At 50.3% G+C, this 21996-nt stretch carries 22 protein-coding genes, 14 tRNA genes and 4 rRNA genes; 36 read left to right on the top strand and 4 right to left on the bottom strand.

The genetic code is table 11. The features are described 5' to 3' along the window. Positions 1-8: 8 nt before the first annotated feature. From MKX51_RS27765 to MKX51_RS27700, 14 genes are all read left to right on the top strand, one after another. Positions 9-317 (top strand): KOW domain-containing RNA-binding protein, encoded by a 309-nt coding sequence (locus tag MKX51_RS27765; RefSeq protein ID WP_340994617.1) that lies wholly within the window; start codon positions 9-11, stop codon positions 315-317. A 2-nt stretch (positions 318-319) separates the two neighbouring features. Then, entirely contained in the window at positions 320-535 is a 216-nt protein-coding gene (gene infA / locus MKX51_RS27760) for a translation initiation factor IF-1 (protein ID WP_018753971.1), read from the top strand. A 53-nt stretch (positions 536-588) separates the two neighbouring features. Beyond that, positions 589-702, top strand: coding sequence for a 50S ribosomal protein L36 (gene rpmJ / locus MKX51_RS27755; protein WP_003322638.1), 114 nt, complete (start codon positions 589-591; stop codon positions 700-702). A 19-nt stretch (positions 703-721) separates the two neighbouring features. Continuing rightward, positions 722-1090 (top strand): 30S ribosomal protein S13, encoded by a 369-nt coding sequence (rpsM, locus tag MKX51_RS27750; RefSeq protein ID WP_036721817.1) that lies wholly within the window; start codon positions 722-724, stop codon positions 1088-1090. A 19-nt stretch (positions 1091-1109) separates the two neighbouring features. Beyond that, positions 1110-1505, top strand: coding sequence for a 30S ribosomal protein S11 (gene rpsK, locus MKX51_RS27745; protein WP_020427052.1), 396 nt, complete (start codon positions 1110-1112; stop codon positions 1503-1505). Positions 1506-1636: 131 nt separating this feature from the next. Beyond that, complete coding sequence (locus tag MKX51_RS27740) at positions 1637-2581, top strand: DNA-directed RNA polymerase subunit alpha (RefSeq protein WP_036692422.1); 945 nt, start codon at positions 1637-1639, stop codon at positions 2579-2581. A gap of 42 nt (positions 2582-2623) precedes the next feature. Beyond that, positions 2624-2989 (top strand): 50S ribosomal protein L17, encoded by a 366-nt coding sequence (rplQ, locus tag MKX51_RS27735; RefSeq protein WP_019908254.1) that lies wholly within the window; start codon positions 2624-2626, stop codon positions 2987-2989. A 179-nt stretch (positions 2990-3168) separates the two neighbouring features. Further along, on the top strand, positions 3169-3948 hold the full coding sequence (truA, locus tag MKX51_RS27730; protein ID WP_340994616.1) for a tRNA pseudouridine(38-40) synthase TruA: 780 nt from the start codon (positions 3169-3171) through the stop codon (positions 3946-3948). A gap of 231 nt (positions 3949-4179) precedes the next feature. Continuing rightward, positions 4180-4617 carry a 50S ribosomal protein L13 gene (gene rplM, locus MKX51_RS27725; protein WP_036721811.1) on the top strand — a complete coding sequence of 146 codons (438 nt, stop codon included), beginning with the start codon at positions 4180-4182 and terminating at the stop codon, positions 4615-4617. 20 nt (positions 4618-4637) lie between these two features. Beyond that, positions 4638-5030: a 30S ribosomal protein S9 gene (rpsI, locus tag MKX51_RS27720; RefSeq protein ID WP_036692433.1), complete on the top strand. Its 393-nt coding sequence runs from the start codon at positions 4638-4640 to the stop codon at positions 5028-5030. A 215-nt stretch (positions 5031-5245) separates the two neighbouring features. Continuing rightward, positions 5246-5938: a phosphoadenylyl-sulfate reductase gene (locus tag MKX51_RS27715; protein WP_340937748.1), complete on the top strand. Its 693-nt coding sequence runs from the start codon at positions 5246-5248 to the stop codon at positions 5936-5938. 131 nt (positions 5939-6069) lie between these two features. Next, a complete protein-coding gene (gene sat / locus MKX51_RS27710; protein ID WP_340994615.1) occupies positions 6070-7245 on the top strand; it encodes a sulfate adenylyltransferase in 1176 nt (391 codons plus the stop codon). Between the two features lie 85 nt (positions 7246-7330). Continuing rightward, entirely contained in the window at positions 7331-8077 is a 747-nt protein-coding gene (gene cwlD / locus MKX51_RS27705) for an N-acetylmuramoyl-L-alanine amidase CwlD (RefSeq protein WP_340994613.1), read from the top strand. A 95-nt stretch (positions 8078-8172) separates the two neighbouring features. Beyond that, positions 8173-9282 (top strand): Mrp/NBP35 family ATP-binding protein, encoded by a 1110-nt coding sequence (locus MKX51_RS27700; RefSeq protein ID WP_340995727.1) that lies wholly within the window; start codon positions 8173-8175, stop codon positions 9280-9282. A gap of 72 nt (positions 9283-9354) precedes the next feature. Here MKX51_RS27700 and gerD read toward each other — a convergent pair whose 3' ends face one another. Then, positions 9355-10062, bottom strand: a complete 708-nt coding sequence (gerD, locus tag MKX51_RS27695; protein WP_340937752.1) for a spore germination lipoprotein GerD — start codon at positions 10060-10062, stop codon at positions 9355-9357. A 127-nt stretch (positions 10063-10189) separates the two neighbouring features. Between gerD and MKX51_RS27690 the strand changes: the two genes are divergently transcribed. Both MKX51_RS27690 and MKX51_RS27685 read left to right on the top strand, forming a co-directional pair. After that, complete coding sequence (locus MKX51_RS27690) at positions 10190-10780, top strand: KinB-signaling pathway activation protein (RefSeq protein WP_340995725.1); 591 nt, start codon at positions 10190-10192, stop codon at positions 10778-10780. 134 nt (positions 10781-10914) lie between these two features. Next, positions 10915-11736, top strand: a complete 822-nt coding sequence (locus MKX51_RS27685; protein ID WP_340994611.1) for a PPK2 family polyphosphate kinase — start codon at positions 10915-10917, stop codon at positions 11734-11736. Between the two features lie 21 nt (positions 11737-11757). Here the strand turns inward: MKX51_RS27685 and pdaB are convergent, their stop codons facing one another. Then, the gene (pdaB, locus tag MKX51_RS27680; protein ID WP_036692446.1) at positions 11758-12561 is read right to left on the bottom strand and encodes a polysaccharide deacetylase family sporulation protein PdaB; all 804 of its coding nucleotides are present in this window, start codon (positions 12559-12561) and stop codon (positions 11758-11760) included. A 133-nt stretch (positions 12562-12694) separates the two neighbouring features. Between pdaB and MKX51_RS27675 the strand changes: the two genes are divergently transcribed. The 20 genes from MKX51_RS27675 (at position 12695) to MKX51_RS27580 (ending at position 20795) form a co-directional block, all read left to right on the top strand. After that, complete coding sequence (locus MKX51_RS27675; protein ID WP_340994610.1) at positions 12695-13306, top strand: stage II sporulation protein M; 612 nt, start codon at positions 12695-12697, stop codon at positions 13304-13306. A gap of 236 nt (positions 13307-13542) precedes the next feature. Further along, a complete protein-coding gene (locus MKX51_RS27670) occupies positions 13543-13773 on the top strand; it encodes a hypothetical protein (protein WP_036692450.1) in 231 nt (76 codons plus the stop codon). 390 nt (positions 13774-14163) lie between these two features. Beyond that, positions 14164-15724, top strand: a 16S ribosomal RNA gene (locus MKX51_RS27665). Positions 15725-15848: 124 nt separating this feature from the next. Further along, a 5S ribosomal RNA gene (rrf, locus tag MKX51_RS27660) occupies positions 15849-15965 on the top strand. Positions 15966-16013: 48 nt separating this feature from the next. Next, positions 16014-16090: transfer RNA gene (locus MKX51_RS27655), tRNA-Ile, on the top strand. A gap of 29 nt (positions 16091-16119) precedes the next feature. Continuing rightward, positions 16120-16195 (top strand) — tRNA-Ala (locus MKX51_RS27650). A gap of 155 nt (positions 16196-16350) precedes the next feature. Continuing rightward, a 23S ribosomal RNA gene (locus tag MKX51_RS27645) occupies positions 16351-19278 on the top strand. 78 nt (positions 19279-19356) lie between these two features. Then, positions 19357-19473: ribosomal RNA gene (gene rrf, locus MKX51_RS27640) — 5S ribosomal RNA — on the top strand. The 16S, 23S and 5S rRNA genes sit together here with 14 tRNA genes alongside, the layout of an rRNA operon. A 9-nt stretch (positions 19474-19482) precedes the next feature. Continuing rightward, positions 19483-19558, top strand: a tRNA-Asn gene (locus MKX51_RS27635). Position 19559: 1 nt separating this feature from the next. Continuing rightward, positions 19560-19635: transfer RNA gene (locus tag MKX51_RS27630), tRNA-Thr, on the top strand. Positions 19636-19647: 12 nt separating this feature from the next. Continuing rightward, positions 19648-19722, top strand: a tRNA-Glu gene (locus MKX51_RS27625). A 140-nt stretch (positions 19723-19862) separates the two neighbouring features. After that, positions 19863-19938, top strand: a tRNA-Val gene (locus tag MKX51_RS27620). Positions 19939-19991: 53 nt separating this feature from the next. Next, positions 19992-20065 (top strand) — tRNA-Gln (locus MKX51_RS27615). A gap of 5 nt (positions 20066-20070) precedes the next feature. Continuing rightward, a tRNA-Lys gene (locus MKX51_RS27610) sits at positions 20071-20143 on the top strand. 15 nt (positions 20144-20158) lie between these two features. After that, positions 20159-20242 (top strand) — tRNA-Leu (locus tag MKX51_RS27605). A gap of 7 nt (positions 20243-20249) precedes the next feature. Continuing rightward, a tRNA-Gly gene (locus MKX51_RS27600) sits at positions 20250-20324 on the top strand. Between the two features lie 8 nt (positions 20325-20332). Then, positions 20333-20409, top strand: a tRNA-Arg gene (locus MKX51_RS27595). Between the two features lie 130 nt (positions 20410-20539). After that, a tRNA-Pro gene (locus tag MKX51_RS27590) sits at positions 20540-20613 on the top strand. 17 nt (positions 20614-20630) lie between these two features. Beyond that, a tRNA-Gly gene (locus MKX51_RS27585) sits at positions 20631-20704 on the top strand. A 17-nt stretch (positions 20705-20721) separates the two neighbouring features. Beyond that, positions 20722-20795: transfer RNA gene (locus MKX51_RS27580), tRNA-Pro, on the top strand. An 80-nt stretch (positions 20796-20875) separates the two neighbouring features. On the opposite strand, the gene MKX51_RS27575 is transcribed toward MKX51_RS27580, so the two are convergent. After that, the gene (locus MKX51_RS27575; protein WP_340937755.1) at positions 20876-21289 is read right to left on the bottom strand and encodes an ImmA/IrrE family metallo-endopeptidase; all 414 of its coding nucleotides are present in this window, start codon (positions 21287-21289) and stop codon (positions 20876-20878) included. Positions 21290-21334: 45 nt separating this feature from the next. Further along, positions 21335-21775, bottom strand: coding sequence for a helix-turn-helix domain-containing protein (locus MKX51_RS27570; RefSeq protein WP_340937756.1), 441 nt, complete (start codon positions 21773-21775; stop codon positions 21335-21337). Between the last annotated feature and the right edge of the window lie 221 nt (positions 21776-21996).

The raw sequence follows: 21996 nt of genomic DNA, 5'->3' as shown, positions 1-21996 counted from the left end.
ATCTTCACGTGAATACTGGGAGCAGCCCGCAGGTTGGTCAAATCGTGAGAATTCTCAAAGGCAAGGAAGCCGGAGAGGCTGCCGTTGTTATCGCAGTTGTGGATAGCAGATTTGTATATATTGCTGATGGAGACAAACGTAAGTTTGACAGCCCAAAGAAGAAGAATATTCAGCATCTGGAGCTCATACCCTTCATCAGCAGTGAGATTGTAGACAGTTTGGAAGAAACCGGCCGGGTCACCAACGGAAAGCTGCGGTTTGCAGTGATGAAGTATGGCCAGCCCGCTGGAAAAAGTGCTAATGAGAAAGGAGACTAACTGTGGCTAAGGAAGACGTCATTGAGGTAGAAGGAACGGTTATTGAGCCGTTGCCTAACGCAACTTTTAAGGTTGAGCTTGAGAACGGTCATCAAATACTTGCCCATGTGTCCGGGAAATTGCGGATGCACTTTATCCGTATCCTAACCGGAGACAAAGTGGTCGTGCAGTTATCGCCTTATGATTTATCAAAAGGCCGTATAACTTACCGTAAATAGATGGGAACTACAACAAAAGTTTTGCTTCGCAAAACTTTGAGGAGGTAATTAACATGAAGGTAAGACCTTCTGTAAAGCCCATTTGCGAAAAATGCAAAGTCATCCGCCGCAAAGGGACTGTTATGGTAATTTGCGAAAATCCGAAACACAAACAAAAACAAGGTTAAGAAGGGGGTGTAGCGTAAAATGGCTCGTATAGCTGGAGTGGATTTGCCACGTGATAAGCGCGTTGAGATCGCCTTGACTTATATTTTCGGAATCGGTAAAACGACTTCCCAGAAAATTCTTAATGAAACAGGCATTGACGTTAACACACGTGTCCGTGATTTGACGGAAGATGAAGTCAGCAAACTGCGTGAAACGATCGACAAAGAGGTTAAGGTTGAAGGTGACCTTCGTCGTGAAATTTCCTTGAATATTAAGCGTCTTACTGAGATCGGCTGTTACCGCGGTGTTCGTCACCGTCGTGGATTGCCTGTTCGCGGTCAACGTACCAAAACCAATGCTCGTACCCGTAAAGGCCCGCGTCGTACTGTAGCAAACAAAAAGAAATAAGAAGAGGTGATAAGAGACAATGGCTAAACCGAAAAAAGTCGTACGTACGAAACGTCGCGACCGGAAAAATATCGAGTCTGGCGTGGCACATATCCGTTCCACGTTCAATAACACTATCGTTACGATCACGGATCCCCACGGAAATGCAATTTCCTGGGCAAGCTCCGGCGGTCAAGGATTCAAAGGTTCCCGTAAATCGACTCCATTTGCAGCGCAAATGGCAGCCGAAACAGCTGCTAAGGCAGCTATGGAACACGGCATGAAGTCCGTTGAAGTTATGGTTAAAGGACCGGGCGCGGGCCGCGAAGCAGCCATCCGTTCCCTTCAGGCCGCTGGCCTTGAAGTAAACCTCATTAAAGACGTTACTCCGGTTCCTCACAATGGATGCCGTCCGCCGAAGCGTCGCCGCGTATAATTCAATCAGAATTGTGATTGTGGTATAATTCTGACGCATCTGCTAATAATAGGTGTTTAGGCATACTACATGATACACCTGATGGGGTGACTGTTTCATATAGGAGCGACGTTTGAAGGAGGGGTACACTCGTGATAGAAATCGAAAAGCCGAAGATTGAGACCGTAGAAGCCAATGATGATGGGACCTATGGGAAATTCGTAGTTGAACCGCTGGAACGTGGATATGGCACGACTCTGGGGAACTCGCTTCGCCGGATCCTGCTTTCCTCCCTTCCGGGAGCCGCAGTGACTTCGGTCCAAATTGACGGCGTTCTGCATGAGTTCTCGACCGTTCCCGGCGTAATGGAAGATGTGACGGAAATCATCCTGAACCTTAAAGCTCTGTCTCTGAAGATTCATTCGGATGAAGAGAAAGTGTTCGAGATTGATGCTGAAGGAGAAGGCATCGTTACTGCGGGTGATATCCGTGCGGACAGCGATGTTGAGATCCTGAACCCGGATCTTCATATTGCAACGCTGGGACCTGGCGCGAGACTGCACATGCGCATTTTTGCAGGCCGTGGTCGCGGCTACGTCCAAGCGGACCGGAACAAACGCGACGATCAGCCAATTGGTGTAATTCCAGTTGACTCTATCTACACTCCTATTTCACGTGTGAATTACGGTATTGATAATACCCGTGTTGGTCAAGTGACTAACTACGACAAGTTGACGCTGGAAATTTGGACAGATGGCAGTATCCGACCGGAAGAAGCCGTTAGCCTTGGAGCCAAAATTTTGAACGAGCACCTCGTTCTGTTCGTAGGTCTTACGGATGAAGCGAAAGACGCCGAAATTATGGTTGAAAAAGAAGAAGACAAAAAAGAAAAAGTACTTGAGATGACGATCGAGGAGCTTGATCTTTCTGTCCGTTCCTACAACTGCCTCAAACGTGCCGGTATTAATACTGTGCAAGAGCTGACTACGAAAACTGAAGAAGATATGATGAAGGTTCGTAACCTGGGCCGCAAATCTTTGGAAGAGGTTCAAGAGAAGCTTGAGGAACTTGGTTTGGGACTTCGTACAGAAGAATAGGACCCCGGAGTTCTTGAGACTTGAGTGAAGGAGGGAAAACAAATGGCATACCAAAAATTGGGCCGTGATTCCAGCGCGCGTAAAGCTTTGTTCCGCGATATGGTAACGGATCTGTTCCTATACGAACGTATTCAGACAACAGAAGCCAAAGCGAAGGAAGTTCGTTCCATCGCTGAGAAACTGATCACTAAAGCGAAAAAGGGCGATCTTCATGCTCGCCGTCAAGTAGCTGCATTTGTTCGTCGTGAGACTGTAGATGGTGAACAAGATGCAATCCAAAAATTGTTCTCTGACATTGCTCCACGTTACACAGAGCGTCCAGGCGGATACACTCGTATCCTGAAGCTGGGACCTCGCCGTGGCGATGCTGCGCCTATGGTTTATCTTGAACTGGTAGACCGCGCGTAGTTTCACAAGCCATGATTTCCGGATGTACGCTTTACGTATTTAACGTTATTGTACTGCAGGGCATAGTACCCTGCCGTGCAAATAACCGCGGGAATCACCTTGTATAGAGTAGAAGGAGCTCCCGCCGGGGCTCTTTTTTTTGAGAATAAATTAAGTATATGGACCAACAGGAGAATGAAATGCGCAATCTATTGATGAAAGTCAATTATGACGGTACCCATTATGATGGCTTTCAGACCCAGCCTCAGGGCAATACGATTCAGGACAAGCTGGAGCATGCTATTCAGCATCTGACCGGTGAGACGCTCAAAATCACGGGCTCAGGACGGACTGATGCAGGGGTGCATGCTTATGGCCAACCTTTTAACTTCATAACCTCCTCACAGATTCCGCTGGAGCGCTGGTGTCTGGCGCTGAATGCCAGGCTGCCGCAGGATATCGTTGTTACTGAGGCTGCTGAGGTTCCGCTCTCGTTCCACTCCCGTAGAGGGGCGAAGCGTAAAACCTACCGCTATACAATTAACGGCAACCGGTTCCCGGACCCGTTCCAGCGGCGCTGGCAGCATCATCATCCGATGAAGCTGAACATTCCTGCGATGGAGCTGGGGCTAAGCGCGCTGCTGGGTACCCATGATTACACCTCGTTTGCGTCCAGGAAGTCTACCAAGACTTCGCATGTGCGGACCATTTATGAGGCTTATCTTGAAGTAGACCGCAGCATGTGCCGCCCGGGCTCTCCTGACCAGGGAGTGATCCATACCTATATTACAGGCAGTGGCTTTTTGCAGCATATGGTACGCATTATTATGGGCACGCTGATGCAGGTGGGGCAAGGTAAAATCAGCGCAGATAGAATGCCTGTCATTCTTGCGGCTTGTGATCGTGCATCGGCCGGACCTACGGCTGTGTCTAAGGGGCTGGCACTCTGGAGTGTGGAATATGACGAGATAGACGACTAAACGGCCGATACTATATTTTTTATGAAAATAAGTACTGATTGTTTAAAAATCGCTTGCGCTTGTCATGTTTATACTGTAATATAAAAGTTGTGTTTTCTTGATGGCTATCCCACAGCCCCGATCAAGGAAATGCCAACAAATAAGTTTTTTAACTCACTAAATTGTAATTCAATCGCGAAACAAGATATACGAAACAGATGATTTTCGTACGAGAACAAGGAGGAAACATTCATGCGTACCACCTACATGGCGAAGCCGAACGAAGTTGAACGCAATTGGCACATCATTGATGCCGAAGGCAAAACACTTGGCCGTTTGGCAAGCGAAGCCGCTGCCCTGATCCGCGGCAAACACAAACCGCAATTCACTCCACACGTTGATACTGGTGATTTCGTAATTGTTATCAACGCTGAGAAGATTCACCTCACAGGTAAGAAAATGCAAAACAAGAAATACTACCGTCACTCGATGCACCCAGGTGGCTTGAAAGTTACCGTTGCGGAAGAACTGCTCAAGACCAAACCTGAGCGTATGATTGAATTCGCAGTTCATGGCATGATTCCTAAGACTCGTCAAGGTAATCACATGAAGCTGAGACTCAAAGTATATGCAGGCGCTGAACATCCACATGCAGCACAAAAACCTGAAGTTTACGAACTTCGCGGATAAGAATAAAGGAGGACAGTTTCATGGCACAAGTACAATACTATGGGACAGGTCGTCGTAAACATTCGGTAGCACGTGTTCGCCTTGTACCGGGTGAAGGACGCATTGTCATTAACAAACGTGAGATGGACGAATATTTCGGTGTTGAAACACTGAAGATGATCGTAAGACAACCTTTGAACCTGACTGAAACTCTGGGCAGCTACGATGTAATCGTGCTTGCACATGGTGGCGGCATTTCCGGTCAAGCTGGCGCAATCCGTCACGGGATCTCCCGTGCATTGCTCAAAGTAGACCCTGAATATCGCGGTACGCTGAAGAAAGCCGGCTTCCTGACACGTGACCCACGTATGAAGGAACGTAAGAAATACGGCCTCAAAGCTGCTCGTCGTGCTCCTCAGTTCTCGAAACGTTAAGATTCCCTTGTTATCAAGGAATGGAAGCTCCTGGCCTTTATGGCTGGGAGCTTTTTTGTTTTTCTCCAGAATACTAATGTTCACAAGACTTTATTCCAAATTGAACAAAACCCATTGACTTCGCCGGATAAACGGATATACTATATCTTATAGAATTAGTCGGGATTAACCTCGTAGGTTTCGATCTTGACGATATCCGGATGGAGGAAACTAAGATGAACCTGCTCGAGAAAGAGGATTTAATCAAAGTGAAAGCGGAAGAGCTGGAGCATGCGGCTCCGGAGGAGATTATCCGCTGGGCGGTGGAGACCTTTCCGAATATAACCTTTGCCTGCAGCTTCGGGGCGGAGGATGTAGTGCTGGTGGATATGATCCAGAAGGTGAGTCCTTCGACAGATGTGTTCTACTTGGATACGGATTATCATTTCAAGGAAACCTATGAGACTAGAGATATTATGGCTGACAAGTACGGGATGGAGTTCGTCCGGGTGTCTCCGCAGATTACGGTAGAGGAGCAGGCCTTGCAGTATGGGGAGGCGCTATGGAATACTGACCCTAACCAGTGCTGCGCGATCCGTAAGGTGGAACCTTTGACCCGTATTCTCTCGCAATACGACGCCTGGATTACCGGGATTCGCCGGGATCAGGCCCCTACCCGGGCCAATGCGAAGAAGATAGAATATGATAATAAGTTCGGGCTGGTCAAGTTCAATCCGATTGCCAACTGGACTACGGAGGATGTGTGGAATTATATCCGCGAGAATGATGTAGTCTACAATCCGCTGCATGACCGCAATTTCCCGAGTATCGGCTGCGAGCAATGCACCCGAGCTGTAATGCCTGGTGAAGATCCGCGTGCCGGCAGATGGTCCGGTTCGGACAAGACAGAGTGCGGACTGCATAAATAAACACAAATAAGATACGCCTAAATAAGTATCGCTCAGACATAATCACTTAATCATTAATTTACCCGCACGCACTAAGCTACCAGCACTCTATACCGCACTACACAGGCATTGCACAGGAGGAGAGAACAGGGATGACTTCAATACTTCCTCACGGAGGAAAACTGATCCGGCGCATCGCAGACGGAGCAGAGAGAGAAGAACTGCTGAAGCAAGCTTCAGGCCATCAATCGATTGCCCTCAATACATGGACCTTATCTGACTTGGATTTAATTGGTGTAGGCGCCTTCTCACCGCTCACCGGATTCCTGAACGAAGAGGATTATCACTCGGTAGTAAGCAATATGCGCTTGGCTAACGGAACCGTATGGAGTATACCGGTTACGCTGGCTGTAGGTGATGAGCTTGCAGCAACTCTTAAGACAGGCGACAGGGTTTCACTAATCGGTGAAGACGACGGTGTTGTCTACGGTCTGCTGGATATCGAGAGCATCTACGCAGTAGATCAGCAGGTGGAGGCGCACAATGTATTCAAAACCACTGATCCCGCGCATCCCGGAGTCAGTAAGCTGCTGTCCCGGCCGGCAACCTATGTAGGCGGACCTATAACGGTGCTGAACCGCCCGCAGCCGGAGAAGTTCGCTGAATTCTATTTTGACCCCGCCGAGACCCGCCGGATCTTCGCCGATAAGGGCTGGAGAACGGTTGTAGGCTTCCAGACGCGTAACCCGGTACATCGTGCCCATGAGTATATCCAGAAATGCGCTATGGAGGTTGTGGACGCTCTGTTCCTCAATCCCCTGGTTGGTGAGACCAAGTCGGATGATGTTCCGGCCAACGTGCGGATGAAGAGTTATCTGGCTTTACTGGAGAATTATTATCCGGAGAACCGTACCTTCCTTGGCGTCTTCCCGGCAGCGATGCGTTATGCGGGCCCCCGTGAAGCCATTTTCCATGCCATGGTGCGCAAGAATTACGGCTGTACCCATTTTATTGTGGGTCGTGATCACGCCGGTGTGGGGGATTACTATGGTACGTATGAAGCTCAAGAGATCTTTGCGAACTTCACCGCCGAGGAGCTGGGCATCACGCCTCTGTTCTTCGAGCACAGCTTCTTCTGCGTGAAATGCGGCAATATGGCTTCCAGCAAAACCTGTCCGCATCCGTCTGACCAGCACTTGACGCTCTCCGGTACGAAGGTACGTGCGCTGCTGCGTGATGGACAGTGTCCGCCTCCTGAATTCACACGCCCTGAGGTGGCGCAGATCCTGATTGAAGGCATGTCACCGGAAGCCGCTGTGAAGTCCTAATCGAATAGGGAGCATAGCCAGTACTATTTGGCCCTCTTGTCCCATATAGATGAGTAGAATCTATCGGGACGAGGGGGTCTTTGTTATGTCTGGAGGGCAGAAGCATAAAGTCTCGGTCTGGATCTCTTGGCGCGGCATCAAAAAAGGTATCCTGGGCGCTGTGCTGCTCACTATAATGATCGGAATCATCGCCTATGACATGCCGACTGCCAAGACGGTCAATTATTGGAGCCTGCCGCTCTCCGGCAAGGTGATTGCCATTGATGCAGGTCACGGGGGGGCGGACGGGGGAGCGGTGAGCCGCACAGGCCTGATTGAGAAGGATATCAATCTCTCCGTGTCGCTGTACTTGCGCGATTATCTGCAGCAGGCTGGGGCGATTGTGGTGATGACCCGTGAAGGGGACTATGATCTGGCCCAGGACAGCACCAAGGGGTACGCAAGACGCAAGACGGAGGATCTGAAGCAGCGGGTGCGGAGCATTGAAGAGAAGGGCGCCGATCTGTTTGTCAGCGTACATATGAACAGTATTCCCTCCAACCGCTGGAGCGGGGCGCAGACCTTCTATTATCCAAGCAGCGAGAGGAATAAGGCCTTGGCCGGGCTGGTTCAGGATGAGCTGAGAGCTACACTTGAGAATACGGACCGCGTGGCGAAGACAGCGAATACCATTTATTTGTTAAAAGTGTTGAAAATGCCGTCCGTGCTCGTTGAGGTAGGCTTTCTGTCACATCCTCAGGAGTCCTTGCTCCTTGGAGATGATCTGTACCAGCGGAAGGTGGCAACCAGCATCTACCGGGGCATCCTGCGGTACAGCTCCGAGCAGCGATAGCGGCAAAGGGTGGGACTACTCTTCCCTCCGGGGGTAATGCTATAATGGGTACAAATACCGGGGCTTACCGCCGGATAGGAACAGAGGTGCTTTCCATGCAGACCAGGGAACAAATTCAGGAACTTTTACAGCCGCTTACAGACCCGGAATCCGGAAAAAGCCTGATCGAACTACAGTTAATCCGCGATATCATGATCAAGGAAGACCGTATTTCGTTATCCATCGTATGTCTGGATTCGGATGAGAAGAAGCGGATGGAGCTGGAGCAGCAGGTACGCGACCTGCTTACGGAGGGCGGGGCAGAACAGATTCATATCCGCCTGCGTGATGCCACCGATTATGAACGGGCTACGCTTCGCGGAGAAGGCGGCGGGGACGAGCCGGATTCAGATCAAGAGGGGAAGCTCAAAGGACACGCAGCGGGTCTTGAGGGGCATGAGCTGATCAATGAGAATTCAGGGGTGAACTTCATTGCAATCGCCAGCGGCAAGGGCGGAGTCGGGAAATCAACCGTAACCGTGAATCTGGCTGTGGCGCTGGCCCGCAAGGGTAAGAGAGTTGGCCTGATTGATGCAGATATTTACGGCTTCAGTATCCCGGACATGATGGGAATTGAAGAAGGGCCGATTGTGGAAGAAGGAACGATTATCCCGGTAGAGCGCTTCGGTGTGAAGGTCATGTCGATGGGCTTCTTCATAAGGGAGAATAGTCCAGTCATCTGGAGAGGACCAATGCTTGGCAAAATGCTGCGCCAGTTCTTCAGTGATGTCGGCTGGGGGGAATTGGATTACCTGCTGCTGGATTTGCCTCCAGGTACGGGCGATGTGGCCCTTGATGTCCACCAGATGCTGCCGCACAGCAAGGAGATCATTGTCACTACCCCTCATGCTACGGCTGCCTTTGTGGCGGCGAGAGCGGGCTCTATGGCTCTGCAGACCGAGCATGAGATTCTTGGCGTCATTGAGAATATGGCATATTACGAATGCTCCTCCTGCGGCAAAAAGGATTACATTTTCGGCAGAGGGGGCGGAGCCCGTCTGGCGGAAACGCTGCATACAGAGCTGCTGGCCCAGGTGCCGCTGGGTGCCCCGGACAACCATATTTCCGAGCCGGACTTCTCACCATCAGTATATAAGGCGGATACGGCTACCGGAGTATTGTTCGCAGACATTGCAGACAAGCTGATTGCCAAGTACGAGCAATAATCACCCCTTGACCTTGCACACACATAAACAAATAAGGCCATGTCCCATTCACGGGGCAAGGCCTTATTTTAATTAAGAACCCGAACCGGAATCGTCTCCGCCTTCCTGCTTCTGGCTGTCACCGCCCTGCTTGTCCTCTCCGCCGCTGCCTTCGCCTTTACCACCATCCTTTTTCTCAACCTTAGGCTGCAGTTCATCCTGGACCACGGATTTGAGAAGCGTAAGTACTTCCATACGGAATAGCGGGTTCTGCATAGCCTCCTGCATAATCGTCATGGACTGCTTGCGGTAATCCGGAGTCTTCGTAAGATCGAGGAACATTTTCGTCATTTCCGGCGACTTCATAATTTCGCCAACCGACTTCTGATAAGTGGGGTCCTTGATCAATTGAAGATGAAGTTCCTTGCTCTCTTTATTAATCGCTTTGGCAAAATCCCCGGCAAATTGCGGGTCGGTCATGATTTTTTCGATTTCCTTCTGATACTCGGGTGCGGTGAGGGTATCCTTAACCGCGATCCGAATCTGTTCCGTCGTTTGCATAGGCATCATTTTCATGCTTAAGCCGCTGACGGCGCTGCCCTCTTCTGAGCTTGGAGTCGACAAGGCTTCCTCTACAGCCTTTTTCCCTTCATCACTTTTCAATATATCGACAACCATCGTCTTCATTTCCTTATATCCGCCTTGTCCCGAAGAAGAACTGCTCTGTTCGCCCCCGCAGGCCGTCAAGGTGATTATCAAGCCAAGTGCCAAGCCTCCAGACCAGATAGCCCTCCATTTCATTGGCGCTGCCCTCCTTTATAGAATTACTGCTTGTAGTATGCCGCGCGAGGGAACATTTATGTTGAAGCGGAATGGTTTTTTGACGGTAACCTTGGTAAAATAAATCTGACACGGGGAGGTGAAAGCGCTGAGCTTGAGAAAATGGTTTTATTTGTTTTGGACCACGCTTTTGATCGGTGCAGGCGGGGCTGTCATTGCCGGACTTGCTCTGCAGATAGTGAATGGCGGTATAGAGTTTAAAGGCACTGCCGATCTTCTCCTGTACTCCCTGATTCTTTTGGGCTACGGAGTGCTTGTAAGCGTATACGCCCAGCTCGGATTTTTTGCATATCTGATCCTCAACTATACGGGCATCGGGGTGTTCCCGCGCAAGGCGTGGCGTTACATACAGCTGGTGCTGGCCGTGCTGGCGTTGTTTGAGCTGATGTTCCTGCGCACCTTTGTCAGCGGAGACCAGAGCGCCCGGACGGATTTGACGCTAGGCGTGGCTATTCTGTTCATTGCACTTATTGTATCTTGGCTCAAAATGCGCAGCACGAACTCATCGGCCTGGGTCCCGACCTTTTTCTTCATGACAGCAATCACTATAGTGGAGATTATCGGTGTGCTGCGGATCGGCGTGGACAGCGCCACCATCTTTATTCTTGTACCGCTTATCGCCTGTAATGCCTTCCAGATTCTGATGCTGCACCGTGTATTGAAGCCGGCCACAATCTGACCATAGCAATCATGCTCCAAACCCCGCCCCTCTGTATACAACCAGGGAGGCGGGGTTTTGGCATTGCCTGTGGGGAGCGGTTAGAATGAAGATGAAGAGGTTAATCTTAAAGAACAGAGTGGAGGAGGGAATATATGAACATCAAGCGCTATATGATAAAAGACACAAGTGAAACACGCCTGAAGGACCTCGATCCTGATGAACGGGGAGACTTCAAATCCAAAGAAGAAGCCGAAGCCAAAATGGAGAAGCTGAAGGAACGGCTGGTTAAGCTGCAGGATATCCTTTTTGCACAGAAAAAGCATTCGCTGCTGGTCATCCTGCAAGGAATGGATTCAAGCGGTAAGGACGGAACCGTCAAACATATATTCTCCGGCATTAATCCGCAGGGGTTCATCGTAACCAGCTTCAAGAAGCCCTCACTGGAGGAGGAAGCGCACGATTTCCTGTGGAGAGTTCATATGAAGACCCCGCCCAAAGGCTATATAGCCGCATTCAACCGTTCGCATTATGAGGATGTACTGGTGCCCCGCGTGCATGGCAGTCTTAGCAAGGAGGATGCCAAGCGGCGGTTCCGCTACATCCGCCAGTTCGAGGAAATGCTGGCGGAAGAGGGAACGACGGTCATTAAGCTCTTTCTGCATATCTCCAAGGAGAAGCAGCTGGAGAAGATTAAGGAGCGGCTTGAAGATCCGGCGAAGCACTGGAAATTCGATGCCAGTGATCTGCAGGAACGCGAATACTGGGACGATTATCAAAAGGCGTATGAGGATGTTTTCCAGGAGAGCAGTATAGATAAGGCTCCGTGGTACTGGATTCCGGCGAATCACCGCTGGTACCGTAACTATCTGGCCCTCAAGATTATAGTCAAAACCCTGGAGGGGCTTGACCTGAGCTACCCGAAGCTGAATACACCGACGCCTGATATCTCACAGCTCATCTCACCGCGCCACTAATGCCATACACAGGTAAGGGAGTTACATTCCTGCAGCGTCTTCCAGGCCATTATCCAGCAAGGCGGAATCGCGGACTTCCTTGCCGTTTGCACTGCTTTGGCTGATTAGTTCCGAGACGGTTACGAACTCATACCCCTGGCTGCGCAGCTTATCAATAATCTGAGGAAGGGCTTCATGCGTTTGTTTGCAGGAGTCGCTGGCATGCAGCAGCACAATATCTCCGGGATGGGCTTTGCTCGTTACACGGTTAACGATGTTGTCCACACCGATGTTCTTCCAGTCCAGTGAGTCCGTGTCCCATTGAATGACTTTATAGCCCAGATCGGTCGCCACCTGCAGGACTCTTTTGTCAAAATCACCATTAGGCATTCTGATCAGGTTGGGCTGAGAACCGGTTAGCTCCGTCAATACTGTATGGGCCGTACTGATCTGGGTGCGGATTTCATCATTGCTTAGCGTACTGTAGTTCACATGCTTGTGACCGTGGCTGCCAATCTCGAACCCGGCGTCTTTGATGCTTGTTACGATTTCAGGATGGGTTTTGCTCCAAGGTGAGGACAGGAAGAATGTCGCTTTATCCACCTTCTTGTCTTCCAGCACCTTCAGAATCGGCTCAGGCCGTTTCTCTCCCCAACTGATATCGAAGGTCAAGGCGATCAGCTTCTTTTCCGTCGGCACACTGTAAATGGCAGAAGGGGCAGCTTCAGAGAATACGGTGATATTGCCCCTCTCCACATAGACAACGCCGGCGGTAAGAAGCGCAGCAGCAAAAATGTACAGGAACCGTTTGATCTTTTTGCCGCTAAATACATAAAAAGAATTCATAATGTCAGCGCTCCTCTCCCATGCGAAATGCTTGTTTGTTCTAAATGTATGCTCGTACAGGGCGCTTATGACCTCAGATATGAATCAATCCATACGAATTGCAATTCGGCAGAATCCAAATCAGGAGGTACGCATGTTATCTTTTAATACATTTATCAAGGATCTAAGGACGATTCGCACCGCACTCCTAATGGCCACAATCCTGTTCATAGCGGGGGGAATCTTGGGCTGGCTCGGCACAGATAGTCTTCAGCAGCTGCTGAATGAGCAATTGAAGGGGATCAGTAAGATTAGCGGGAACCTTAGAGAGTCGTCCAATCCGCAGTGGAGCTTTTTTGTATTCATTTTTCTGAACAATAGTATCAAAAGCGTAGTCATCATTTATCTGGGCGCCTTATTCGGCCTCTTGCCGGCGTTCTTCCTGCTCATCAACGGTGCGGTTATCGGCTATCTGATTCATTTGTCCGCGATACAGGGACAGGATCTGTTCACGCTGATTGTAAAAGGACTGCTGCCGCATGGCATCATTGAGATTCCGGCCATCATCATTGCCTGCGCCTTTGGGCTGAAGTTCGGCAGTAAGGTGCTCTCTGCACTCTTTGGAGTGATGAAGCGGAGCGGGAAAGAGCCAGTGAACTGGCAGGCCTTTATGCGGCAGACCTTCACCGCTTCAGTCTGGATTGTGATTCTGTTATTTGTTGCAGCAATCATCGAGAGCACAATTACATTTTGGCTTTTATCATAAAATTCCGGGGAATTGTGCATAACAGTAAAGCCGGAACATTTGGATCTCCTGCCAGGTTGAATAAAGAGAGTCCTAAAATGGAATTTTCTTATGATATTGGTTATAGGTTCAATACTCCGGTTAATTTAGTGTAAGCACTTCAATAGAGCTTCCCACATCAAATGGCTTTTTGATTGAGATGAAACGGCGTTTGATGATTTTGGATAACTATGAATTTCATGAAGGAGGCCAAGCATATGTTGGGGATGTTATTCAATGAGAAGGAATGCAAGGAGCTGGACTATGTTTTGCGTAAAGAGCTGGATGAGATGCTGCTGGATATGAGTGACCAACGTTTAGATCAGAACATTAGGCATGCGATTGCCAATCGATATAAAACAGTTTTCCGTATGTATGCACGATTTGCTCCACAAAAAGAGCTGTCTAAGTATGCGTGGGGTGGACGTTCTTCTCAGTTCAAGCACTAGTTTCGAAGCGGGCTGATAACCGGAATAAATAAAATGAATGGAATAGCTTGACGAAAAGGGAGCCGACATGATACATTATATCTCGCGCTCCTTTTGAATGTTTAATGAGAAGACGCAGGCAGGAAATAATGAAAAATAACTTTTTCAAAAAAAAGCTTGCCAAACAACGAAACACTATGATATATTATGAAGGTCGCCGCTGAGGTGCGGTGAAGAGCTAAAATGAGACATTGATCTTTGAAAACTGAACAACGAGTGAGTGGGAAATCACTTCGGTGAGATCCAAACAGTGATGAGTTTCACAGCGTCTTGTACGCTTTAGAAATTCATCGTGAGAATGTAAATTCTCGTCAGATGTTTCAAAATGAGCAATCGCTCTTTCTAAATACCAATTTGGAGAGTTTGATCCTGGCTCAGGACGAACGCTGGCGGCGTGCCTAATACATGCAAGTCGAGCGGAGTGTGAAAGGAAGCTTGCTTCCTTTCAGACTTAGCGGCGGACGGGTGAGTAACACGTAGGCAACCTGCCCTCAAGCCTGGGATAACTACCGGAAACGGTAGCTAATACCGGATAATTTCTTTCTTCTCCTGAGGAGAGAATGAAAGGCGGAGCAATCTGCTGCTTGGGGATGGGCCTGCGGCGCATTAGCTAGTTGGTGGGGTAACGGCCCACCAAGGCGACGATGCGTAGCCGACCTGAGAGGGTGAACGGCCACACTGGGACTGAGACACGGCCCAGACTCCTACGGGAGGCAGCAGTAGGGAATCTTCCGCAATGGGCGCAAGCCTGACGGAGCAACGCCGCGTGAGTGATGAAGGTTTTCGGATCGTAAAGCTCTGTTGCCAGGGAAGAACGTCCGGTAGAGTAACTGCTACCGGAGTGACGGTACCTGAGAAGAAAGCCCCGGCTAACTACGTGCCAGCAGCCGCGGTAATACGTAGGGGGCAAGCGTTGTCCGGAATTATTGGGCGTAAAGCGCGCGCAGGCGGTTATTTAAGTCTGGTGTTTAAACCTTGGGCTCAACCTGAGGTCGCACTGGAAACTGGGTGACTTGAGTACAGAAGAGGAAAGTGGAATTCCACGTGTAGCGGTGAAATGCGTAGATATGTGGAGGAACACCAGTGGCGAAGGCGACTTTCTGGGCTGTAACTGACGCTGAGGCGCGAAAGCGTGGGGAGCAAACAGGATTAGATACCCTGGTAGTCCACGCCGTAAACGATGAGTGCTAGGTGTTAGGGGTTTCGATACCCTTGGTGCCGAAGTTAACACAGTAAGCACTCCGCCTGGGGAGTACGGTCGCAAGACTGAAACTCAAAGGAATTGACGGGGACCCGCACAAGCAGTGGAGTATGTGGTTTAATTCGAAGCAACGCGAAGAACCTTACCAGGTCTTGACATCCAACTAACGAAGCAGAGATGCATCAGGTGCCCTTCGGGGAAAGTTGAGACAGGTGGTGCATGGTTGTCGTCAGCTCGTGTCGTGAGATGTTGGGTTAAGTCCCGCAACGAGCGCAACCCTTGACTTTAGTTGCCAGCAGGTTGAGCTGGGCACTCTAGAGTGACTGCCGGTGACAAACCGGAGGAAGGTGGGGATGACGTCAAATCATCATGCCCCTTATGACCTGGGCTACACACGTACTACAATGGCCGGTACAACGGGAAGCGAAGCCGCGAGGTGGAGCCAATCCCAGCAAAGCCGGTCTCAGTTCGGATTGCAGGCTGCAACTCGCCTGCATGAAGTCGGAATTGCTAGTAATCGCGGATCAGCATGCCGCGGTGAATACGTTCCCGGGTCTTGTACACACCGCCCGTCACACCACGAGAGTTTACAACACCCGAAGTCGGTGGGGTAACCCGCAAGGGAGCCAGCCGCCGAAGGTGGGGTAGATGATTGGGGTGAAGTCGTAACAAGGTAGCCGTATCGGAAGGTGCGGCTGGATCACCTCCTTTCTATGGAGAATCGTTTCCTGCAACGGAAACATTCAAATCGGAAGCTTCGCTTCCACAATAGAACCTTCGGGTTCGGACACTCACTCGTGTTCAGTTTTGAAAGAGCAAGTCTCTTTCGTATGCGTTTGGTGGCGATAGCGGAGGGGTTCCACACGTACCCATCCCGAACACGACCGTTAAGCCCTCCAGCGCCGATGGTACTTGGACCGAAGGGTCCTGGGAGAGTAGGACGCCGCCAAGCGAACAATCAATTCATTGATTGCTTCATTACTGTAAAGTTTTGTTATATGGGCTTTTAGCTCAGTTGGTTAGAGCGCACCTCTGATAAGGGTGAGGTCGGTGGTTCGAGTCCACCAAGGCCCACCATATAACACTTACAAACTGAATACTTATTTGGGGCCATAGCTCAGCTGGGAGAGCGCCTGCCTTGCAAGCAGGAGGTCAGCGGTTCGATCCCGCTTGGCTCCACCAATCATTCTTTACAACAGTATATGCAACAACTTGATCCTTGAAAACTGGATACCGAAACGAATTTGCGTTTTAGAACATTCCTTTAAGCTGAACTTGTGTAAACAAGTTTTGAATGAATGGCGATGCTAAGCGGTTTTCCTTAGGGAAAACGCATTGGTTAAGCTACTAAGAGCACACGGAGGATGCCTAGGCGCCAGGAGCCGACGAAGGACGTGGCGAACAACGAAACTGCCTCGGGGAGCTGTAAGCAAGCTTTGATCCGGGGGTGTCCGAATGGGGAAACCCAGCTGTGGTAATTCGCAGTTACTCGTATCTGAATACATAGGATACGCAGAGGCAGACCAGGGGAACTGAAACATCTAAGTACCCTGAGGAAGAGAAAACAATAGTGATTCCGTCAGTAGCGGCGAGCGAACGCGGAACAGCCTAAACCAAGGGGCTTGCCTCTTGGGGTTGTGGGACGTCTCACATGGAGTTACAAAGGAATAGAGTAGGTGAAGAGGTCTGGAAAGGCCCGCGATAGAGGTAAAAGCCCTGTAGCCCAAACTGTGTTCTCTCCGAGACGGATCCCGAGTAGTGCGGGGCACGTGAAACCCCGTATGAATCCAGCAGGACCATCTGCTAAGGCTAAATACTACCTGGCGACCGATAGTGAAACAGTACCGTGAGGGAAAGGTGAAAAGCACCCCGGAAGGGGAGTGAAATAGAACCTGAAACCGTGTGCTTACAAAAAGTCAGAGCCCTTTCTATGGGTGATGGCGTGCCTTTTGTAGAATGAACCGGCGAGTTACGTTTAACATGCAAGGTTAAGGTGAGAAGCCGGAGCCGCAGCGAAAGCGAGTCTGAATAGGGCGATTTAGTATGTGGACGTAGACCCGAAACCGTGTGATCTACCCCTGTCCAGGGTGAAGGTGCGGTAACACGCACTGGAGGCCCGAACCCACGCATGTTGAAAAATGCGGGGATGAGGTGGGGGTAGCGGAGAAATTCCAATCGAACTCGGAGATAGCTGGTTCTCCCCGAAATAGCTTTAGGGCTAGCCTCGGTGAATGGAGTGGTGGAGGTAGAGCACTGATTGGGTGCGGGGCCCGCAAGGGTTACCAAGCTCAGTCAAACTCCGAATGCCATTTACTTCTTGCCGGGAGTCAGACAGTGAGTGCTAAGATCCATTGTCAAAAGGGAAACAGCCCAGACCATCAGCTAAGGTCCCCAAGTGTGTGTTAAGTGGGAAAGGATGTGGAGTTGCACAGACAACCAGGATGTTGGCTTAGAAGCAGCCACCATTGAAAGAGTGCGTAATAGCTCACTGGTCGAGTGACTCTGCGCCGAAAATGTAACGGGGCTAAACACACCACCGAAGCTATGGCTAGATGCGTTGCATCTGGGGTAGGGGAGCGTTGTATATACGTTGAAGGTGTACCGTAAGGAGCGCTGGAGAGTATACAAGTGAGAATGCCGGTATGAGTAACGAAAAGATCAGTGAGAATCTGATCCGCCGAAAGCCCAAGGTTTCCTGAGGAAGGCTCGTCCGCTCAGGGTAAGTCGGGACCTAAGGCGAGGCCGACAGGCGTAGTCGAAGGACAACAGTTTGAAATTACTGTACCACCGTAATCCGCTATGAGCGATGGGGTGACGCAGGAGGGTAGTGACGCGGACTGATGGATGTCCGTCTAAGCAGTGAGGCTGGTGTGCAGGCAAATCCGCACATCGTAAGGCTGGGCTGTGATGGGGAGCGAAAATTACAGTAGCGAAGGTCATGATCTCACACTGCCAAGAAAAGCCTCTAGTCAGGAGAAGGTGCCCGTACCGCAAACCGACACAGGTAGGCGAGAAGAGAATTCTAAGGCGCGCGGAAGAACTCTCGTTAAGGAACTCGGCAAAATGACCCCGTAACTTCGGGAGAAGGGGTGCCTCGGTAGGGTGAATAGCCCGAGGGGGCCGCAGTGAAAAGGCCCAAGCGACTGTTTAGCAAAAACACAGGTCTGTGCGAAGCCGCAAGGCGAAGTATACGGGCTGACGCCTGCCCGGTGCTGGAAGGTTAAGGGGAGCGGTTAGGGGTTAAACCCGAAGCTGTGAACCGAAGCCCCAGTAAACGGCGGCCGTAACTATAACGGTCCTAAGGTAGCGAAATTCCTTGTCAGGTAAATTCTGACCCGCACGAATGGCGTAACGACTTGGGCGCTGTCTCAACGAGAGATCCGGTGAAATTTTAATACCTGTGAAGATGCAGGTTACCCGCGACAAGACGGAAAGACCCCATGGAGCTTTACTGCAGCTTGATATTGAATTTGGGTACGATCTGTACAGGATAGGTGGGAGCCGGTGAGGCAGGAGCGCAAGCTTCTGCGGAGGCGCCGTTGGGATACCACCCTGATCGTATCTAGGTTCTAACCTAGTACCCTTAGCGGGTATGGGGACCGTGTCAGGCGGGCAGTTTGACTGGGGCGGTCGCCTCCTAAAGAGTAACGGAGGCGTTCAAAGGTTCCCTCAGAATGGTTGGAAATCATTCGCAGAGTGCAAAGGCATAAGGGAGCTTGACTGCGAGACCTACAAGTCGAGCAGGGACGAAAGTCGGACTTAGTGATCCGGTGGTACCGCATGGAAGGGCCATCGCTCAACGGATAAAAGCTACCCTGGGGATAACAGGCTTATCTCCCCCAAGAGTCCACATCGACGGGGAGGTTTGGCACCTCGATGTCGGCTCATCGCATCCTGGGGCTGAAGTAGGTCCCAAGGGTTGGGCTGTTCGCCCATTAAAGCGGTACGCGAGCTGGGTTCAGAACGTCGTGAGACAGTTCGGTCCCTATCTGTCGTGGGCGCAGGAAATTTGAGAGGAGCTGTCCTTAGTACGAGAGGACCGGGATGGACGTACCGCTGGTGCATCAGTTGTTCCGCCAGGAGCATGGCTGAGTAGCTACGTACGGACGGGATAAGCGCTGAAAGCATCTAAGCGTGAAGCCCCCCTCAAGATGAGATTTCCCAATTAGTAAGACCCCTTGAAGACGACGAGGTAGATAGGTTGGAGGTGGAAGTGCAGCAATGCATGGAGCTGACCAATACTAATCGGTCGAGGGCTTATCCAAACACACTAACACACAAATTCGTTTCGGATTCAGTTTTCAGGAATCAAATTCCTGAAGCATTTACGCTGTAAATGCCCGTTTGGTGGCGATAGCGGAGGGGTTCCACACGTACCCATCCCGAACACGACCGTTAAGCCCTCCAGCGCCGATGGTACTTGGACCGAAGGGTCCTGGGAGAGTAGGACGTTGCCAAGCGGACAATATTCCCTGATAGCTCAGTTGGTAGAGCACTCGACTGTTAATCGAGTTGTCACAGGTTCGAGTCCTGTTCGGGGAGCCATGCTCTCATAGCTCAGCAGGTAGAGTGCTTCCATGGTAAGGAAGAGGTCACCGGTTCGAATCCGGTTGAGAGCTCCACAAGTTTTTTAAGGCCCGTTGGTCAAGGGGTTAAGACACCTCCCTTTCACGGAGGTAACATGGGTTCGAATCCCATACGGGTCACCATTTTTTATGGGATGAGAATTCCCTGGGTTCGTTGAAGCATAGGCATCGTAAGGAATACTTCGCAATCTCGTAACGGAGTGAAGAGTATCCCATACGGGTCACCATTTTTAATCAGTACCCTTATTAGTCACCATACATATGGAGGCTTAGCTCAGCTGGGAGAGCATCTGCCTTACAAGCAGAGGGTCGGGGGTTCGAACCCCTCAGCCTCCACCATAATGTTCTTGATATTTGAGGGAGATTGTGGGCATTATATAGGTATCTATTGTAGGGGATTCGCCAAGTGGTAAGGCAACGGACTCTGACTCCGTCATCATAGGTTCGAATCCTATATCCCCTGCCAAATATGAGCCATTAGCTCAGTTGGTAGAGCACCTGACTTTTAATCAGGGTGTCGAAGGTTCGAGTCCTTCATGGCTCACTTTTATTGATTCATGCGCGTGTGGCGGAATGGCAGACGCACCAGACTTAGGATCTGGCGTCGTAAGACGTGGGGGTTCAAGTCCCTTCACGCGCACCACTTATTTGCGGACGTGGCTCAGCGGTAGAGCATCGCCTTGCCAAGGCGAGGGTCGCGGGTTCGATTCCCGTCGTCCGCTCCAAATTTTTTGCGCCCTTAGCTCAGCTGGATAGAGCGTTTGACTACGAATCAAAAGGTCGGGAGTTCGAATCTCTCAGGGCGCGCCATTTATACTTCATTGATTCAACAAAGTGTCCCCAGATTCGAACGAGTTCGTTGGAGCATAAGCTTCGATAGGATAACTTCGCAATCGGATGCGTAGCATCCGTATATCTCAGGGCGCGCCATTTATATTAACGGGATGTAGCTCAGCTTGGTAGAGCACCTGGTTTGGGACCAGGGGGTCGCATGTTCAAATCGTGTCATCCCGATATTTCATTTCACCTGTGCGGGTGTAGTTCAATGGTAGAACTTCAGCCTTCCAAGCTGATAGCGTGGGTTCGATTCCCATCACCCGCTCCATAATAATCTAATAGTTTCGGGATGTAGCTCAGCTTGGTAGAGCACCTGGTTTGGGACCAGGGGGTCGCATGTTCAAATCGTGTCATCCCGATCGAACAGCTTATGGCTGGCCAATGAACTCTTACTGCGGTAAGAGTTTTTTGTTGCGTCATTAAAGGAACATACGTTCCTTTAATCGTCTAAAAAAAAGACAACCTCAGCCGGGATGCCAATCCTTGCATAATAGCTCTGTAAGGACTCATCCTGCTCAATGGCAGTGCCGACCGATAGCAGCTTGACCGCGAACAGATTAGCCTGCCGCTCTAGCTTGCCTGGCGAGAAATAGGAATTCTCCTCCAGAAAAAAACGGTTGACCCCTTTGTGCAGACGGTCATGCGCGAGTTCATGGGCGCATACGAATCGTTGCCACTCCAGCGGCAGCTGGTTATGAATGACGATGAACCTTCTTCTTAGCTTGCGGTAGTAGAGGCCCTTGGTGCCGTCACCCAGATGCATGAACCGGATGTGAATCCCCAGTGCTTCAGCCAGCTCGAAGGGGCTGCTGCTATTGTATTTTTTGACCAAACGCTTGATTAGTTCATCCATATTCTTCACCCGCAGCATGTTAATAGTAGTTGGATTGCCTGGTATTTACTCTTTACCTGGAGGGTGCTTGGGCTTGGTCCGCTTGTTCATCTGCTTAGCCTCCCAGAACAGGCCGGTTAGTACGTCCTTGATTCGCTGCTTATCCTCCTTGTTCAGGGGAATTCCGTCAAACATCAGCTCACCGTCATCCTCCAGCATTTGGCGGAAGTCCCGCTTATCCTTGCTGGTGGCCCAGGCAGGCACAGTGCCCTCTGTACTGCTCTCAGTCTCGGTTAAATAACCGGCATGGCCCATCAGCTCCTCGTAAGACACATCGGTCGCTTCAGCAATCTTACGCAGGGTAGCCGGCTTGGGTACACCCCGTAATCCATTCTCGATTCGTGAGATTTGGGCTCCACTGATACCGGCAAGCGCTGCCAGCTGATTAATGGTCAATCCCTTTCCTTCCCGAAGCTGTCTCAGATAGTATCCGAATTCCTCTGCCATCGATAACCACTCCTTATCCCTAATCACCTAAAAAGCTGTTGTACTTACTATAAGCTATTTATGCCAATAGGTAAACAATAAAGAGTCTATTGTTGCCAAAAGGTAAGAATGGGCATGCATTTAGCTTGTTTATGCTGCAAAACGGGCGAAAATGAGGTTTTACTGAATTGGTAGATAAGTGGTATATTATGAAAAAAGGCGAACACTATACGAACAAGTAG

It is taken from the genome of Paenibacillus sp. FSL M7-0420, from assembly GCF_038002345.1.
Classification (GTDB): Bacteria; Bacillota; Bacilli; order Paenibacillales; family Paenibacillaceae; genus Paenibacillus_AQ.
Note: the sequence above shows the minus strand (reverse complement) of the source record. Positions and strands in the feature narration are given on the sequence as shown.